The following is a 13,908-nucleotide window of genomic DNA, read 5'->3' as shown; positions in this document are numbered from 1 at the left end:
ATGGATTTTTGAAAAAGGGGCTTAATTTATATTGAGGCACTTTTTAAGATATGGCATCCTTTTCGTATTTTGATTTTCAGATGAAAAGTAAAGTTAATCACTTCAGAAGATTTCCAACCGAACTGCTATTTTGGTGTTTGGCGATAGTGGCTATTTTAATGATTGATCCCCATTCGCAGACACATTTTAGTATTTGTCCACTAGATATCCTTGGGATTGATTGGTGCCCGGGTTGTGGATTGGGAAGGAGCATGAAACTCTTTGCTACAGGTGAATTTTTAGCATCTTTTGAAATGCATCCTTTGGGAGGCATAGCTTGGCTAATCATTGCTTTTCGGATAAGTGAATTGGTGAAACTATTAAAAACAACAAGTAATTATGGCTAATGTATTGAAGCACCTTCCGGAATTGGAAGGAATGGAACTTGGATATATCCAAGGAATCCTTAAAAACATGGATGATGAACAGGCTAACCTTTTTGCCCAGGTTTATAGGGCAAGAAGAAAAGATAGTCAAATGGTTTTGATTTTGGCTCTACTAGGCTTTTTCGGCTTTGCTGGCCTTCATCGGTTTATTTTAGGGCAAATAGGCCTCGGGATATTGTATTTCTTTACCGTGGGACTTTGTTTTATAGGAACCATTGTGGACTTGGTGAATTATAAAAGCTTGGCCTATGAATATAATATAAAAGTGGCTCACGAAACTTTATCTGTAATGAGCAATGGAATGGGCCAAACATTTAGTCAGGAAAAGGAACAAAATGATAAAAATGATGAAGCTTAATCGAATTTTATTATCCCTGGCTGTTTTCACTTGGGCAGTATTTCTTCCAGGCTGTGGCTATTCCCAAATGACTGTGGTTGCTGATATTGAGGAATCATTTTCAGGGATCAATGAGGTGGAGCTGTATGGTGGTCCTTTGGAGCTGTCCTATGAGGGGAAGGATGGCCTCAGCGATGTTTCATTGAGCGCCTACTTGGAAACCAATAGGGATAATGGAGTGAAAATTAGCTATGAAGTTGATGGGAATAAACTGATCGTTAAATGGGATCAAAGTGAAAGATCAAGTTCTTGGGGAAATTTTAGACACGAAGGCTATATCAGTTTGACTGGACCTAAAGCAATCCAATTGGAAGTATCAAGTGGTTCTGGAAAGGCTTTTGTTTCTAATATTGAATCAGAAGAACTAACAGTTTCTGCTGGATCTGGCCATATAGAAGTTAATGACTTGGATGTCAATCAAGTTTACCTTTCTGTTGGATCAGGACATATTGAGGGTAGGGATATTGTAGGAAATATAGACTGTAAGGTTTCTTCCGGTCATGCAGAGCTGGAAGATATCGAAGGAAATATCAATGTGGTGGCTAGCAGTGGCAAGTTGAGCTTAGAAGATGTCAATGGTGAAGTAAGCGCTGTCGTGAGTTCTGGAAAGGTTGTCTTGGAGGATATTGCTGAAGTGGCCAACCTTACTAGTTCTTCTGGTTCAATTAGTGGAAATGATGTAGGCTTAGGGGCTGCCACAAATTTGAAATGCTCTTCAGGATCTATAAAGCTGATCACCAATAGCAACTTAGAGGATTATAATTTTGATTTGGTGGCCAGTAGCGGACGAATTAAGGTGGGCGATCAAAGCAAGGATAAAAGTTTACAAATCAACAATAATGCGGAAAATACAGTACGGGGTGCCGTAAGTTCCGGAAGTATTGTGATAAATAATTAACAACTGATTTTATTTTTTCTGGACCAGGAATTCCCAATTGGGGAATTCCTTTTTTGTTTTTTGGCAATAGGAACTTTATATAAAGTTATGGAAATAATTATCACTTATAGAGAAATTGGCTAGGTGGGCTAACGGAAGGTGGATACAAGATAGTTTGGGATAATTGCTAAATACTTGGCTGAAATTTAGTATTTTGATTGCATTATAAACCATTAAACAACAAATAATATGGGGTATATCATATGGTGGATTATTTTCGGCCTGATAGCCGGTCTTTTAGCAAAATGGATAATGCCTGGAAAAGATCCTGGAGGTTTTATTGTTACAATCTTGATTGGAATAGGAGGAGCCTTTGTAGGAGGTTTTATCGGTCAGGCTTTGGGTTTTGAGAGTGCCGGTGGAACTGGGATGGGCTGGGGCTTGATTTGGGCGGTAATTGGAGCATTGATCATACTTTATGTCTGGAAAAAACTGATTGGCCCAAATGTCTCTAAAAAATAGCCATATCAGAATGTGAATAAAAAAGGGATTTCCGACAGAAATCCCTTTTTTATTACATAGGCTTTGAAATCCACGGTATCTCTACTCTTCTGTTGCGTATAAAGCTTTTCCGGCTTCTTCATATTTATCGCCTTCTATCCATTTTGGTTGATCAGGAGCATTGGCAATATTTTCTGCAGTGAGTAGATAGGATTTCCAATATTTCATTGCATAATCCAAATCGAAATTGTCCACTTCATCTGCTGCTTGATGATAATATTTCATAATTTCAGCATCAAAAGCTGTGAAACCTAAACTGAAAGTGGGAGCAGGGATACCTTTTTTGGCAAAGTTCACATTATCTGATCTGTCATATAATCCCTGTTCAGGTGATGGATCAGCAGTTACCCTCAATCCATAAGCATCAACAGCTTCCTTGATCAAATGGTCAGCAGAAGTTCTTCCAAATCCAATGACTGTTATAATCTCGGTGTCATTATATCCACCATTATCAATATTTAAATTATAGACCACTTTGTCCAAAGGAACCATTGGATTTTCAGAATAATAAGCAGACCCCAATAGTCCTTTTTCCTCGGCTGTCCAAGCACAAAGTAGGATGGAGCGCTTAGGTGGATTTTCAGCAAAATATTTAGCAGCATTGATGATGGCTACAGTTCCTACTGCATTATCTCTAGCGCCATTATAAATACTGTCTCCTTCTGCATCTGGCTTACCCACACCTATATGATCGTAGTGGGCGGAAAGCATGACATACTCATCTTTTAAGTTTGGATCTGTTCCTTCAATTGTAGCAATTACATTTTTGCCGGTTATGGATAGGTTTTTCTTTCCTTTAATGTTGAGGTCAATTTCTGAACCAGGGGATTGGTCAATGGATTTAATCAAACTACCATTAAGGTCTTTGGTCCATATATAAGGAATTCCAGCTTCCTTTGGATCACCTTGGGCAATGGTCATTTGTGGTTTGTTCAGATAGTTGGTCAATAGACTCCATGGAGTAGTGGGGAGATTGTACATCTCTATCAAGGCAAGTGCTCCTTTTTCTTCAGCCAGGGCCAGTTTCTTTCTTCCTGCTGCAAACAGTTGTGAGGGGCCCATTTGCTCAGGTCCGCCAACTCTTACAATCAAAATTTTACCTTCTATATCTTTACCTTCCAAATCTTCTTCTAATCCATAACCAGCTACAACAGTTTCATATTTCCCTTCAATAGCCTTACCGTCCAAAACTAGAATTTCTTGACCTTGAGTCAAGGTTTCGTCTCCGTATATAATAGACCCTTCATTAGGTGGGTTGGAAATCCTGAAAGGAACTTCCTGAAAATAATTTTCAGCTCTATCAATAGGCTGTGCATCATATTTCCAGAATTGCTCCGCGATATATCTCGCCGCAATATCTATTTCAGATCGAGCAGCATCCCGGCCTTTTAGTTCATCTGAAGCTAAATACCTGAAATGGGAGATCGCTTCCTTTTCCCTGATGGATTGGTCTATTTTATTTTGCTGTGCATCAGTATAAGTGGGCATAAATGCCAATCCTGCCAAAAATGAATAAAGTAGGTTTTTCTTCATGAGCTTTATTTAAAATTAGATGGCTAAATATAATTGATTTATAGCAGAGTTAGTTCCTGATTGGATACTTAGGTCTTCTTCAACCTATTAGTGGATGAAAATGAGGTCATTAATAAAATTATGGTGAATATGGACTATTTTTTATATGCAACATTGTTTCATTTTTGTTTAATATTATTACTTTTGCAACTATGTTGCGTTTATGGTTTTGATTATGTTTATAGAAAGCATCTTATTATTATCCTTGATAAATCCTGTTCCAAGTGGAGAGAATAGCACCAATGTACAGATGGACGCTTCTCCAATCTATGCTCAACTTCAGCAGCAGAAAGATTCTACTATCAATAAAGAAACAATTAAGACCTATGAATTGGGCCAAGTGACAGTTTCTGATCATTTAGAGCAAATGATAAAAGAGGAATCCTCCAATATCTCTTTTGTAAGAAAGGATTTTCTCCGGAAAAATAGGGGAAATAGCCTAATGAAGACAATGGAAAGATTGCCAGGAATAAATACGGTCGGAATTGGCTCAGGTACTTCCAAGCCATTGATAAGAGGATTGGGCTTTAATCAAGTTGTTGTGCTCACGAACGGTATTAAGCATGAAGGACAGCAATGGGGGGCCGATCATGGATTGGAATTGGACCAATATAATGTTGATCAAGTGCAGATAATAAAAGGCCCTGCATCTATAAGTTATGGCTCAGATGCAATTGCTGGGGTGATAGATATAAAGGACAAATCCATTTCAGACAGGGGAAGCCAGGGAGGGAGCCTTATTTTGAATGCCAAATCCAATACAGCTTGGCTCGGGGCTTCGGCTAATGTTTATGGACGAAGGGAAAAATGGTTTTATGATATGCGTCTCAGCTATGCTTCCTACGGGGATTTTAAGGTGCCCGCTGATACCGTTTATGTTTATGACTTTGGGGTCGCCTTAGATCAGGGCAAGGTGCGGAATACTGCAGGAAAAGAATTTGATTGGTCTGTTAAGCTGGGATATGTGGAAGGTTCCTTGAAAAATACCCTGACCGCCGGAAGGGTATATATGAAATCAGGTTTTTTTGCCAATGCCCATGGATTAGAGCCGCGCAATGTCAATGAGGAACTACATGATAGCGCCAATAGGGACATACTTTTGCCCCATCAGGAAGTGGGACATTTTAAACTCATTGATCAGTTTTCCTATAGATTTGAAAAACATCTCATAGAAGCTGATTTCGGCTTCCAGCTAAATGAAAGGAAAGAGTGGAGTCAATATGTCAACCATGGTTTTATGCCGCCTAATTACCCCGATGAATTGAGCTATTCCTCCACATTGGAGCGTTCATTTGACAAAAAAGTCTTCAGGATGCAGCTCAGAGATGAATGGTTCCTTAATAAACATCAATTACAGTTTGGGCTAAGTGGAGAGTGGGAGATTAATGAGATTGGAGGATGGGGATTTTTAATACCCGCTTATCAGAAAGTTGGTTTTGGACTTTATGCCTTAGACAAGTTCAAGATTAATGAAGAGTGGCAAATACAAGGCGCTTTGCGATATGATCATAGCCGAATAGCCATTGAGGCGTATCAGGATTGGTTTCCATCCACTGAAGAGCAGGAAGAGCAGCCTTCCGACTATTTGTACCGCTCTCAAGCCACCACTAGAACATTCAATAGTAAGGTTTGGGCTCTGGGCTTTAATTATAATCCCGGAAAGTACAGTTTTAAAGGGAATTTAGGTACGGGTTTTAGGGTGCCTATAGCAAAAGAATTGGGTGCAAATGGGGTGAATTATCACTATTATCGATATGAGAGAGGAAATGCTGAATTGTCTCCTGAACGATCCTATCAATTGGATTTGGGTGGAACATTAAAAGAAGATCAATGGCTGGTAACTTTCAGTCCATTTTTTAATTACTTCTCCAATTATATTTACCTCAGTCCATCTGCTAAATATGATTATCTATACGGGGCAGGCAATCAGGTGTTTAATTATTCCCAGTCAGAAGTAGTCCGTTTTGGTGGTGAACTTTCTGTAATTCACCAAATCAATAAATCCCTGGATGTTGAGTTATTGGGTGAATATGTTTATAGTGAACAGGTTTCTGGAGATAAAAAAGGATACACATTGCCATTCTCACCACCGCCCTCAGTCTTACTAAATACTACTTACAAACCATTATGGACCTTGGGTCTGGGAAAACCATATTTAGCCGTGGACTATAGGTTGACCGCTAGTCAGAATCAGATTGTACCACCGGAGAAAATGACTCCTGGATACCAACTGGTGGATTTGAGGTTTGGGGCTGAGTTTAATGTGTTCGATTCGCCCCTCCAATTAGATTTTCAAGTCAGAAACCTTTTCAATACCAGGTATTTGAACCATACCAGTTTCTATAGATTAATTGACCTTCCAGAACAAGGAAGAAGTTTTAATATTTCTTTTCAATTAGATATTTAAAAATAAAATGAAGAAACAAAACTATGTATGCATCCTATTGGCTTTATGCTTTGGCTGGGCAATATCGTCCTGCTCTGAAGATGATGTACAGCCAGATTTAGTCGATCCCCAGATTACCAATATTGAGATTGGTTATGATAATCAGAAAGAAGGAATAGTAGGGGAGGATTTTCATTTCAATGCAGATATTGTGGCAGGGGAAAAAATCGAAACCCTAACCGTTCAAATACTACAGAAACAGGATCAGTCATACACTGAAGAATGGGAATATTTTGTGGAATGGAATGAATATAAGGGGTTGAAAAACACTAATGTGCATAAACATTTTACCATTCCTGAAAATGCTCCAATAGGTATCTATGATTTTATTTTTACTGTGGTAGATACCAATGGAGTCCAAATAAAAATTAAGGAAGAATTATACATTATCAGCTAAAGAATAATATGAAGTATATAAATCATAATGGCATTTTTAGTACTTGCTTGCTTTCCATTTTTGTTTTCTTGATAGCCAGTTGTCAAATCAGTGAAGATGAGCAAGACTTGATTTCACCTGAGATTGATAATAGTTTTTTAGGGGCTTTTCCAAGGCAATGTGCAGTGATCAAAAGAGGAGAAACATTTGTTTTTAGAGCTGTATTCAAGGATAAGGTGGAATTAGGTAGTTACAGTCTGGATGTGCACCACAATTTTGACCATCATTCCCACAGTACTGAAGTGAATGACTGCAATATGGATCCGGTAAAGACGGCCGAAAATCCATTTTTGTTAATTGAAAGTTTACCTATTCCTGAAGGATTAAAAACCTATGAGGCAATCATGGAAATTACTGTTCCAGAAGATGTAGATCCAGGAGATTATCATTTTATGATTAAAGTTACCGATAAGGAAGGCTGGCAAACCCTTAAGGGAATAAGTATAAAGCTAGATTGACCAACATTCAATAATTTGGATTACACCAATCATCTATTGGGTAAAACACTCATTAGTTAGGATGAGTATGTCTTATTTCATTTTGCAACAATATTGCATTTAATGCATTACACTATAAATCAATTTTAATTTCTTAAAACAAACTATTTATGACACAGTTTATCAAAAGATCGTTTTTTCCTGTTTTGTTCGCTGTATTGCTAGGTTTTTCATGCACAGAAGATGATGAGCCAATGATTCCCAAGGAAGGAATTGAAAAAGCCCATTTGGTTTTTACAGCACTTTCCGGGGATGACCATCTAAGTGCCCATGGGGATCACTTCCATGGAATTGATGGGGCTACTGAAGGGGAGTCTGTTTCCGTTGAATTTGATGCAGAGGGAAATGCGATAGGTGGTGGACACCTTCACTTGGATCCTGAAGTAATCTATAAGGTAGAGTTACAGGCTTGGGACTATCAAGGAAATCGTGTTGAGGAAGACTTTATCAGCAATAAAGCTACAGCAGACCAATATAAAGCATTTTTAATCGGAAGTGATTTTATATTAAATCCTGATACTGACGATGAATCAGGAGCCATTTTTCAACCAAGAGACATGGAATATGGTGATGGCTCACCTGTAGATGGCAAATACGAAGTGACAGGCATTTTAAGCTATTTCATTGTAGGAGAGTCTAATGAGGGAGGGGCAAGAGCTGTTTCTTATGTGCTTAGGAAGTTTGATGATTTAGCTACCAAGGCTAATGTTGAACGTATTGATTGGAATGCTGATGACTATGAAGAGCGATTTGCAGGAGAAGATGTCTTGGACCTTAAGTTTGAGATTCATGCAGAGCATGAAGAAGAAGATGATCACGATCATGATCACTAAGAAAAACAAATATAGATTTGGTTAGTGGAATAAAAAGCCGGCTTTTATTGGGGGTCGGTTTTTTTATTTACGCTATGATATTTTCCCAGCCAAAGGATTGAACAATTTTCATAAAGTAGTCCGGTGGGTTTGCCTTCACCCGAATGACTTCTTTGGTTATGGGGTGGATAAATTCTGTTTTCCAGGCATGCAAAAGCATATTGTGCATTTGAAAATGCATCCGAAAAAATCTGTTTTGACGATTGTCCCCATGTGTATTATCCCCAATAATATAGTTTCTTTCATGCGCCATATGCCTACGAATCTGGTGCATTCTGCCGGTGAGAGGGTAGGCCCTTACCAAAGAATATCGGCTTGTCTCATGCATAGGGGAGCTTGCAAAAGGAATCTCAACCTCTGCCAGTCTGAGGTATTCCGTTTGGGCTTCCTGCAACTCTTTTTTTAGCTTCTTTTTTAATGGATGATCTATAAGGGCTTCTTTTTCCTTGGTATAGCCTCTCACTATGGTCAGATAGTATTTTTTGATTTCATTGTTGGTAAACAGTTCCTGGAATGGGGCAACCGCTTCTGATGACTTGGCAAACCAAAGTATACCCGAAGTAGGCCGGTCAATACGATGTAGCGGATAGACTTTTATGCCTATTTGATCACGAAGCGTTTGTAAAGCATAAACAGGTTCATCATCCATGGCAATATTGGATTTATGTACCATCATACCTGCTGGTTTATTGACAGCAATATAATACTCGTCTTGGTATAGTATTTCCAGTTCCATCCAAAAGGGGTTTCAATAAAAAGGCCTCTCCAAAATAAACAGGAAAGGCCTTTAGCATCTTATATTCCTGCAAATCCTAGATTTTCACCCAAGCCTGCTTTTTATTACTTTCTATGATTCGCTCACAAATCAACAATTCTCTGTATCCATCAGCAAAAGTAGGGAAGCTTGGCGCTTCTGGCTGCTTTCCTTCAGCAACAGCCGCATACACTTCTTTGAACATTTGCTTAGAGGTATCTGGAAAGCCTTCATTATGACCACCAGGGAAACTGATCAAACCAGCAGCCTCTTGGGTAAATAAGGAAGGATCCTTCATCAATTGTTGGTTGGCCGTTTCACGTTTACCGATCCACATCTCATTTGGCTTTTCAGAGCACCATTCAAAATTTGACTTGGAACCCGCTATTTCTATATTCAATCTATTCTTTCTACCTGCATTGACTTGACTTACCGTCACAGAACCTTTATTGCCATTGTCAAACCTTAGCATTACAGTAGCATGATCCTCAGTATCAATTGGCACCTCTTCATAATCAGATTCCTGAAGCATTTTACCTGAATAGGTTTCGATGGCTTTTAGCGGCTTCAAGCGAGTTTTATGAACCGTTGAGAAATCAGCCATTACCTCAGTAACCTTTAGTCCTGTTACGTATTCAGTCAAATCCAACAAGTGGGAACCAATATCTGCAATTGCTCTGGAATCACCAGATTTGTCTGGCTCCAATCTCCAATTATAGTCAGTTTTCAAAAACAACCAGTCCTGAAGGTAAGAACCCATGATGCTATAAATATCTCCCAATTCACCATTTTCTCTCATGGTCTTCATTTGACGAACCATTGGGTAATAACGAAGATTGAAGTGAACTGCATTGACAAGGCCTTTTTCATTGGCCAAGGCTACCAATTCTTCAGCTTCTTCTATTTTAGTTGCCAATGGCTTTTCACAAACTACATGCTTGCCAGCTAATAAGGCTGCCTTTGACTGTGAATAGTGAAGGAAGTTAGGAGTACAGATATGAACAACATCAATATCATCTTGCTTCAACATATCATCAAAAAGATAGGCATTTGGAATACCTAGCAAATCGGCCTTTTCCTTGGCCAATTCAATATTGACTTCGCATAATGCGGTAACTTCGATATTGGGAATTCTGCGTAAAGCCTCAAGATGGGCTGGTCCGATAAATCCTGTGCCCACAATGGCCACATTAATTTTCTTGGTCATGTTATAAGGTTTTCTATAGGTTGTATTAAAAGTTGGGGATTAAAGATAGGAGCAAGAAACGGATTTTCAAATTAATGGGCTGCTTTATGAGCAATTGGAGTATTGGGCTATTTAAGGTCAATAGTTTATTGTTTAATCTACCACAAAGGTCACAAACCTTGCACAAAGAGCCTATGGAGATAAGAAGGTGGTAGTACGAAGTACAAGGTTTAAGGTACAAAGTAGGAATAGGGGAACAAGTTTAGCTGTTTATAGTTTTATAATCTAATATCAAACAGCACAACTTAGTGTACTCTGCGACAACTCAGCGCCCTCTCCGGTTAATTATTGAGGCCCAAATACTCAAGACTTTATACTCAATACTTTATTTACCACAAAGATCACAAAGCTTGCGCAAAGAGCACCATGTATGTAGAAAGAACGAGGTGAGAAGTATGAAATGGGATTTTTGAGTTGAAAAGTGACCAATTAAGTCTATTGTCTTTCGTCTAATGTCTTGTGTCTAACCTCTAAATATCATCCATCCCTCTTTCTGGTATCAGAGGACCTGTGAAAACAATTTCTTCTTTTTCAGTATCTATTTGATAATCGAGTTTGATTTTGTCCTTGTCTTGCTCATGAATATTAAGGCAGGCATTATAGTATACCTTATTAAACCCTACTTTTATTGTTCCTGAGAGTTCTTTACCAAGAGACTTTATTTCTTCTAAAGAAATATCTTCGGCAATGGCTCCATCCAGTTTTGCATACATGGAAATAAAAATACCCCATTCCTTTTGCTCTTTAACGATGATTTCCCTAATCAGATCTTTTTGATCAGAATGGAGATTGTGCAATTTGAATTTCCAGGATTCCTGCATGGTATTATTGTTAAGCGACAGTGTTAAAGTTAAAAAAAAAATGCTGATTTAGTCTTTAAACTCATCTTGTATCCATGTTTATATTTTTTAAACATTAAGAAGTTAAGAGGCAATAAGGTTTAGAGTTTTTGTTGTGGAAAAAGTTTCTTCATGTTCTTCACTTCTTCATGTCTACATGGTTTATTGTTCTTAACCATTAAGGGAGTAAGCTTTTGATTATTTATAGATTGGAAGATGGCTTCATAATTAAAACTTTAAATCAATAATCAATAGTTTTGTTTCCAGATAAGCAGTCAAATATTGATATTCAAGTCATGAAACTACCCAGCCTAGCTCAGATAAAAAAAGAACTTTCTCATCTTTCAGAGGATGACTTGATTGCCTTATTGATGGATACTGCAAAGTTCACTACGGATAATAAGCAGTTTTTATTTTTTAAGGTTTATGGAAGGGAGAATCCAGGATTTTTTCAGGAAATGGTAGAAGAAGAACTCCAGCAGGCATTTGAAAATGCCAATCTGGATCATGCCCATTTTGCCAAGAAGTCGGCGCAGGCTATCCGAAGAAAGCTGAACAAATACCTGAAGTTCACCAAGGATAAAACGATACAAATTGAACTGATTGGGTTCTTCTGTCGAGGCCTAAAAGAAAACGGCTACCTGGACTTTAAACATCCGGTTATTGGCAACCTTTACCAATTGCAGTTGAACAAGATTCAAAAGCTCATTTCTGGCCTCCATGAAGACTTACAATACGATTATCAAAGTGTTTTGGAGGAGTTAATGGATATTGAGTATCAAGTACGGAGTACTAAGTAAGAGCTATCTCATTTAATATCTCAAGTAAGTTTCAAGTTACTTCTCTCTCAATACTCAATACCCAAGGCTAAACTAAGCCTTTTTAACAAATTCTGACTTCAGGGCCATACTGCCGAAACCATCAATCTTACAATCAATATTATGGTCACCATCAGTAAGTCGAATATTTTTTACCTTCGTTCCGGCCTTTATCGGTTGTGGATAACCTTTAACTGGCAAATTCCTGAGCACCACTATACTATCACCATCATTCAATTGGTTTCCGTTGGCATCTTTCACGACCAATCCGGCCTCTTCCTCTTGTTTTTCATCAGGATTCCACTCATGGGCACATTCTGGACAAACCATCAAAGCATCCATTGGATAGGTATATTCACAGCCACATTTTGGGCAAGGGATTATTTCAGACATTTTTGTGTATCGTTTTAATGAGCCACAAAGGTACGGAAATCTTGGGTTTTTATCCTGCAAACTGATGATGTACATAGCAAACATCTTAACCCATTTCTTGCTCAATACGCTAGACTTCCTACTTGATACTATTTTACTTTGCAATGGAAGTTTTGATGACTAACTTCGTTTAAATTTTATATCCAACAATAAATCATATGTTTGAAGGTTCAGATTATCCCAAAGCCCTTAGTGAGGAACTTTTTGAAAATTGGTTAGAGGAAGGACGGGCAAAAAAGATCAGGTATAATTATATGTTAATTATTTGGAATGTGGTGGATGAAGCCTATAAGCCTCATTATGTAGAAAATCGTGAGGAATTTAATGGTTATGAGCCCTATCCGAATAATACTGGACAGGAAGGATTGGTGGCAGTATATGATTTGTATTCGGAATCCAGGATAGCCTTAGAAAATAGACATTAGATTTGAGACATTAGACCTGATAAAAAAAGAGCAAAGATGGATGTGAGTTTGGACTGACCATTCATTAATTGAGCCTCAGAATAAATTTCATTAGATCAATATTCCAACTATGAAATATAACAACAAAACCTGCTATTAAACGCGGGTTTTGTTGTTTGGATTTTATGGTATCTTTTAAAATTAATTATTCCTGACAGTCTACCAGGACTTTTACGGACTTGGAGCCATCGGCTTGTGTTTCAAATGCTTTTGGTAGCTCAGCCAATGGAAATTGATGGGTGACAAGAGGAGAGATATCCAGCTTACCCTTGCTACTGAGTTCAATTGCCTCCAAAAAATCTTCAGGTTTATAGAATAATGATCCCTTTACAGTAAGTCGTTTGTACACCACCAAGTTCGGATCCACGACTAAATCTTTACTGTAAATAGCCAATACGGTAAGCTTGCCATCTGGAGCCAATAAATCCATACTTTGTGCCAGTAACGCACTTACGCCGGAACACTCAAATGCCACTGTTAAATTTGGTAATTTCCCTGCATAATTTAATGAATCTACTTCTCCATATGTCTGGCTGACAAAGGTTTTTATATCACCATCCGTAGTGGGATTGAAGGTATGTTTTGCTCCCATTTTTTTAGCTAATTCAAGCCGCTTAGAACTAATATCCGATGCAATAATATTTTCTATGCCTTTGCTTTTTAGCCCCGCAATTGTAACTAAACCGATGGTACCACAGCCAGTTACTAGTACTTTGTCATGGGGATGAACATCAGTAATATTGATCGCTGCCAGCCCCACTGATAAGGGTTCAATCAATGCTCCTTTTTCACTATCAATATTATCGGGAATCTTAAATATATTTTGGTTCAGTTTGGCTCCATCAATTTTAACAAAATTCGCAAAGCCACCAGGGGCGAGTCCTAAACCTACACCATTATACATGGGGTTTATGACCACTCTGTCCCCAATTTTTAAATCTTTTACATCTTTTCCGATTTCTATCAGTTCACCGGAAAATTCATGCCCTAATACAGACCCTTTGGGGACGAGCCCTTCATGATAAATATGTAAATCGGTACCACAAATTCCAGTCTTGGCTACTTTGACAATAACACTATTAGCACTTATTTCTGGTTGGTCCATTTCTTCAACTCTTATATCATGTATTGCATGGAATACTCCTGAGGGATTAGAATTTTTCATTTTCGATAGGGGTTACGTTAAAAGAAATATTACGTTATTAACGATTATGAGGAGGGGGAGTTGTAACGATAGATATATTATTTACTGGATATCAGTAGTTTTGGTAG

At 38.2% G+C, this 13,908-nt stretch carries 16 protein-coding genes; 10 read left to right on the top strand and 6 right to left on the bottom strand.

Annotated features, from left to right (window positions below; translation table 11 throughout):
• Positions 1–50: 50 nt before the first annotated feature.
• The 4 genes from H7U17_RS16400 to H7U17_RS16385 all read left to right on the top strand — a co-directional run bounded on the left by H7U17_RS16400 (position 51) and on the right by H7U17_RS16385 (position 2,221).
• Positions 51–386 carry a DUF2752 domain-containing protein gene (locus H7U17_RS16400; RefSeq protein WP_222439224.1) on the top strand — a complete coding sequence of 112 codons (336 nt, stop codon included), beginning with the start codon at positions 51–53 and terminating at the stop codon, positions 384–386.
• The gene (locus H7U17_RS16395; protein WP_186757841.1) at positions 379–783 is read left to right on the top strand and encodes a TM2 domain-containing protein; all 405 of its coding nucleotides are present in this window, start codon (positions 379–381) and stop codon (positions 781–783) included. The genes H7U17_RS16400 and H7U17_RS16395 overlap by 8 nt, the downstream gene beginning before the upstream one ends.
• Positions 770–1,720 carry a DUF4097 family beta strand repeat-containing protein gene (locus H7U17_RS16390; protein ID WP_186757840.1) on the top strand — a complete coding sequence of 317 codons (951 nt, stop codon included), beginning with the start codon at positions 770–772 and terminating at the stop codon, positions 1,718–1,720. The genes H7U17_RS16395 and H7U17_RS16390 overlap by 14 nt, the downstream gene beginning before the upstream one ends.
• Before the next feature lie 228 nt (positions 1,721–1,948).
• Positions 1,949–2,221, top strand: a complete 273-nt coding sequence (locus H7U17_RS16385; RefSeq protein WP_186757839.1) for a GlsB/YeaQ/YmgE family stress response membrane protein — start codon at positions 1,949–1,951, stop codon at positions 2,219–2,221.
• An 81-nt stretch (positions 2,222–2,302) separates the two neighbouring features.
• Here the strand turns inward: H7U17_RS16385 and H7U17_RS16380 are convergent, their stop codons facing one another.
• Entirely contained in the window at positions 2,303–3,793 is a 1,491-nt protein-coding gene (locus H7U17_RS16380) for a M28 family peptidase (RefSeq protein ID WP_186757838.1), read from the bottom strand.
• Positions 3,794–4,007: 214 nt separating this feature from the next.
• Between H7U17_RS16380 and H7U17_RS16375 the strand changes: the two genes are divergently transcribed.
• From H7U17_RS16375 to H7U17_RS16360, 4 genes are all read left to right on the top strand, one after another.
• A complete protein-coding gene (locus tag H7U17_RS16375) occupies positions 4,008–6,239 on the top strand; it encodes a TonB-dependent receptor (RefSeq protein ID WP_230981456.1) in 2,232 nt (743 codons plus the stop codon).
• Between the two features lie 7 nt (positions 6,240–6,246).
• Complete coding sequence (locus H7U17_RS16370) at positions 6,247–6,675, top strand: DUF4625 domain-containing protein (RefSeq protein WP_186757837.1); 429 nt, start codon at positions 6,247–6,249, stop codon at positions 6,673–6,675.
• Positions 6,676–6,683: 8 nt separating this feature from the next.
• A complete protein-coding gene (locus H7U17_RS16365; RefSeq protein WP_186757836.1) occupies positions 6,684–7,172 on the top strand; it encodes a DUF4625 domain-containing protein in 489 nt (162 codons plus the stop codon).
• Positions 7,173–7,321: 149 nt separating this feature from the next.
• Positions 7,322–8,044, top strand: a complete 723-nt coding sequence (locus tag H7U17_RS16360; RefSeq protein WP_186757835.1) for a hypothetical protein — start codon at positions 7,322–7,324, stop codon at positions 8,042–8,044.
• Positions 8,045–8,111: 67 nt separating this feature from the next.
• On the opposite strand, the gene H7U17_RS16355 is transcribed toward H7U17_RS16360, so the two are convergent.
• From H7U17_RS16355 to H7U17_RS16345, 3 genes are all read right to left on the bottom strand, one after another.
• Complete coding sequence (locus H7U17_RS16355) at positions 8,112–8,819, bottom strand: pseudouridine synthase (protein WP_186757834.1); 708 nt, start codon at positions 8,817–8,819, stop codon at positions 8,112–8,114.
• Between the two features lie 76 nt (positions 8,820–8,895).
• Positions 8,896–10,044 carry a Gfo/Idh/MocA family protein gene (locus tag H7U17_RS16350; protein ID WP_186757833.1) on the bottom strand — a complete coding sequence of 383 codons (1,149 nt, stop codon included), beginning with the start codon at positions 10,042–10,044 and terminating at the stop codon, positions 8,896–8,898.
• A 509-nt stretch (positions 10,045–10,553) separates the two neighbouring features.
• Complete coding sequence (locus tag H7U17_RS16345) at positions 10,554–10,904, bottom strand: hypothetical protein (protein ID WP_186757832.1); 351 nt, start codon at positions 10,902–10,904, stop codon at positions 10,554–10,556.
• Positions 10,905–11,218: 314 nt separating this feature from the next.
• Here H7U17_RS16345 and H7U17_RS16340 point away from each other — a divergent pair, with 314 nt between their 5' ends.
• Entirely contained in the window at positions 11,219–11,722 is a 504-nt protein-coding gene (locus tag H7U17_RS16340) for a hypothetical protein (RefSeq protein WP_186757831.1), read from the top strand.
• 72 nt (positions 11,723–11,794) lie between these two features.
• On the opposite strand, the gene H7U17_RS16335 is transcribed toward H7U17_RS16340, so the two are convergent.
• Positions 11,795–12,133, bottom strand: a complete 339-nt coding sequence (locus tag H7U17_RS16335) for a zinc ribbon domain-containing protein YjdM (protein WP_186757830.1) — start codon at positions 12,131–12,133, stop codon at positions 11,795–11,797.
• A 197-nt stretch (positions 12,134–12,330) separates the two neighbouring features.
• Between H7U17_RS16335 and H7U17_RS16330 the strand changes: the two genes are divergently transcribed.
• Positions 12,331–12,597 (top strand): hypothetical protein, encoded by a 267-nt coding sequence (locus H7U17_RS16330; protein ID WP_186757829.1) that lies wholly within the window; start codon positions 12,331–12,333, stop codon positions 12,595–12,597.
• A gap of 184 nt (positions 12,598–12,781) precedes the next feature.
• On the opposite strand, the gene H7U17_RS16325 is transcribed toward H7U17_RS16330, so the two are convergent.
• Positions 12,782–13,801, bottom strand: a complete 1,020-nt coding sequence (locus H7U17_RS16325; protein ID WP_186757828.1) for a zinc-dependent alcohol dehydrogenase — start codon at positions 13,799–13,801, stop codon at positions 12,782–12,784.
• Positions 13,802–13,908: the final 107 nt, after the last annotated feature.

Source organism: Echinicola salinicaeni, assembly GCF_014280965.1.
Taxonomy (GTDB): Bacteria; Bacteroidota; Bacteroidia; order Cytophagales; family Cyclobacteriaceae; genus Echinicola; species Echinicola salinicaeni.
Note: the sequence above shows the minus strand (reverse complement) of the source record. Positions and strands in the feature narration are given on the sequence as shown.

Excerpts from the sequence above, each read along its gene's own strand:
- H7U17_RS16400 (WP_222439224.1), top strand. The coding sequence starts at position 51 with ATGGCATCCTTTTCGTATTTTGATTTTCAGATGAAAAGTAAAGTTAAT.
- H7U17_RS16395 (WP_186757841.1), top strand. The coding sequence starts at position 379 with ATGGCTAATGTATTGAAGCACCTTCCGGAATTGGAAGGAATGGAACTT.
- H7U17_RS16390 (WP_186757840.1), top strand. The coding sequence starts at position 770 with ATGATGAAGCTTAATCGAATTTTATTATCCCTGGCTGTTTTCACTTGG.
- H7U17_RS16385 (WP_186757839.1), top strand. The coding sequence starts at position 1,949 with ATGGGGTATATCATATGGTGGATTATTTTCGGCCTGATAGCCGGTCTT.
- H7U17_RS16380 (WP_186757838.1), bottom strand. The coding sequence starts at position 3,793 with ATGAAGAAAAACCTACTTTATTCATTTTTGGCAGGATTGGCATTTATG.
- H7U17_RS16375 (WP_230981456.1), top strand. The coding sequence starts at position 4,008 with ATGTTTATAGAAAGCATCTTATTATTATCCTTGATAAATCCTGTTCCA.
- H7U17_RS16370 (WP_186757837.1), top strand. The coding sequence starts at position 6,247 with ATGAAGAAACAAAACTATGTATGCATCCTATTGGCTTTATGCTTTGGC.
- H7U17_RS16365 (WP_186757836.1), top strand. The coding sequence starts at position 6,684 with ATGAAGTATATAAATCATAATGGCATTTTTAGTACTTGCTTGCTTTCC.
- H7U17_RS16360 (WP_186757835.1), top strand. The coding sequence starts at position 7,322 with ATGACACAGTTTATCAAAAGATCGTTTTTTCCTGTTTTGTTCGCTGTA.
- H7U17_RS16355 (WP_186757834.1), bottom strand. The coding sequence starts at position 8,819 with ATGGAACTGGAAATACTATACCAAGACGAGTATTATATTGCTGTCAAT.
- H7U17_RS16350 (WP_186757833.1), bottom strand. The coding sequence starts at position 10,044 with ATGACCAAGAAAATTAATGTGGCCATTGTGGGCACAGGATTTATCGGA.
- H7U17_RS16345 (WP_186757832.1), bottom strand. The coding sequence starts at position 10,904 with ATGCAGGAATCCTGGAAATTCAAATTGCACAATCTCCATTCTGATCAA.
- H7U17_RS16340 (WP_186757831.1), top strand. The coding sequence starts at position 11,219 with ATGAAACTACCCAGCCTAGCTCAGATAAAAAAAGAACTTTCTCATCTT.
- H7U17_RS16335 (WP_186757830.1), bottom strand. The coding sequence starts at position 12,133 with ATGTCTGAAATAATCCCTTGCCCAAAATGTGGCTGTGAATATACCTAT.
- H7U17_RS16330 (WP_186757829.1), top strand. The coding sequence starts at position 12,331 with ATGTTTGAAGGTTCAGATTATCCCAAAGCCCTTAGTGAGGAACTTTTT.
- H7U17_RS16325 (WP_186757828.1), bottom strand. The coding sequence starts at position 13,801 with ATGAAAAATTCTAATCCCTCAGGAGTATTCCATGCAATACATGATATA.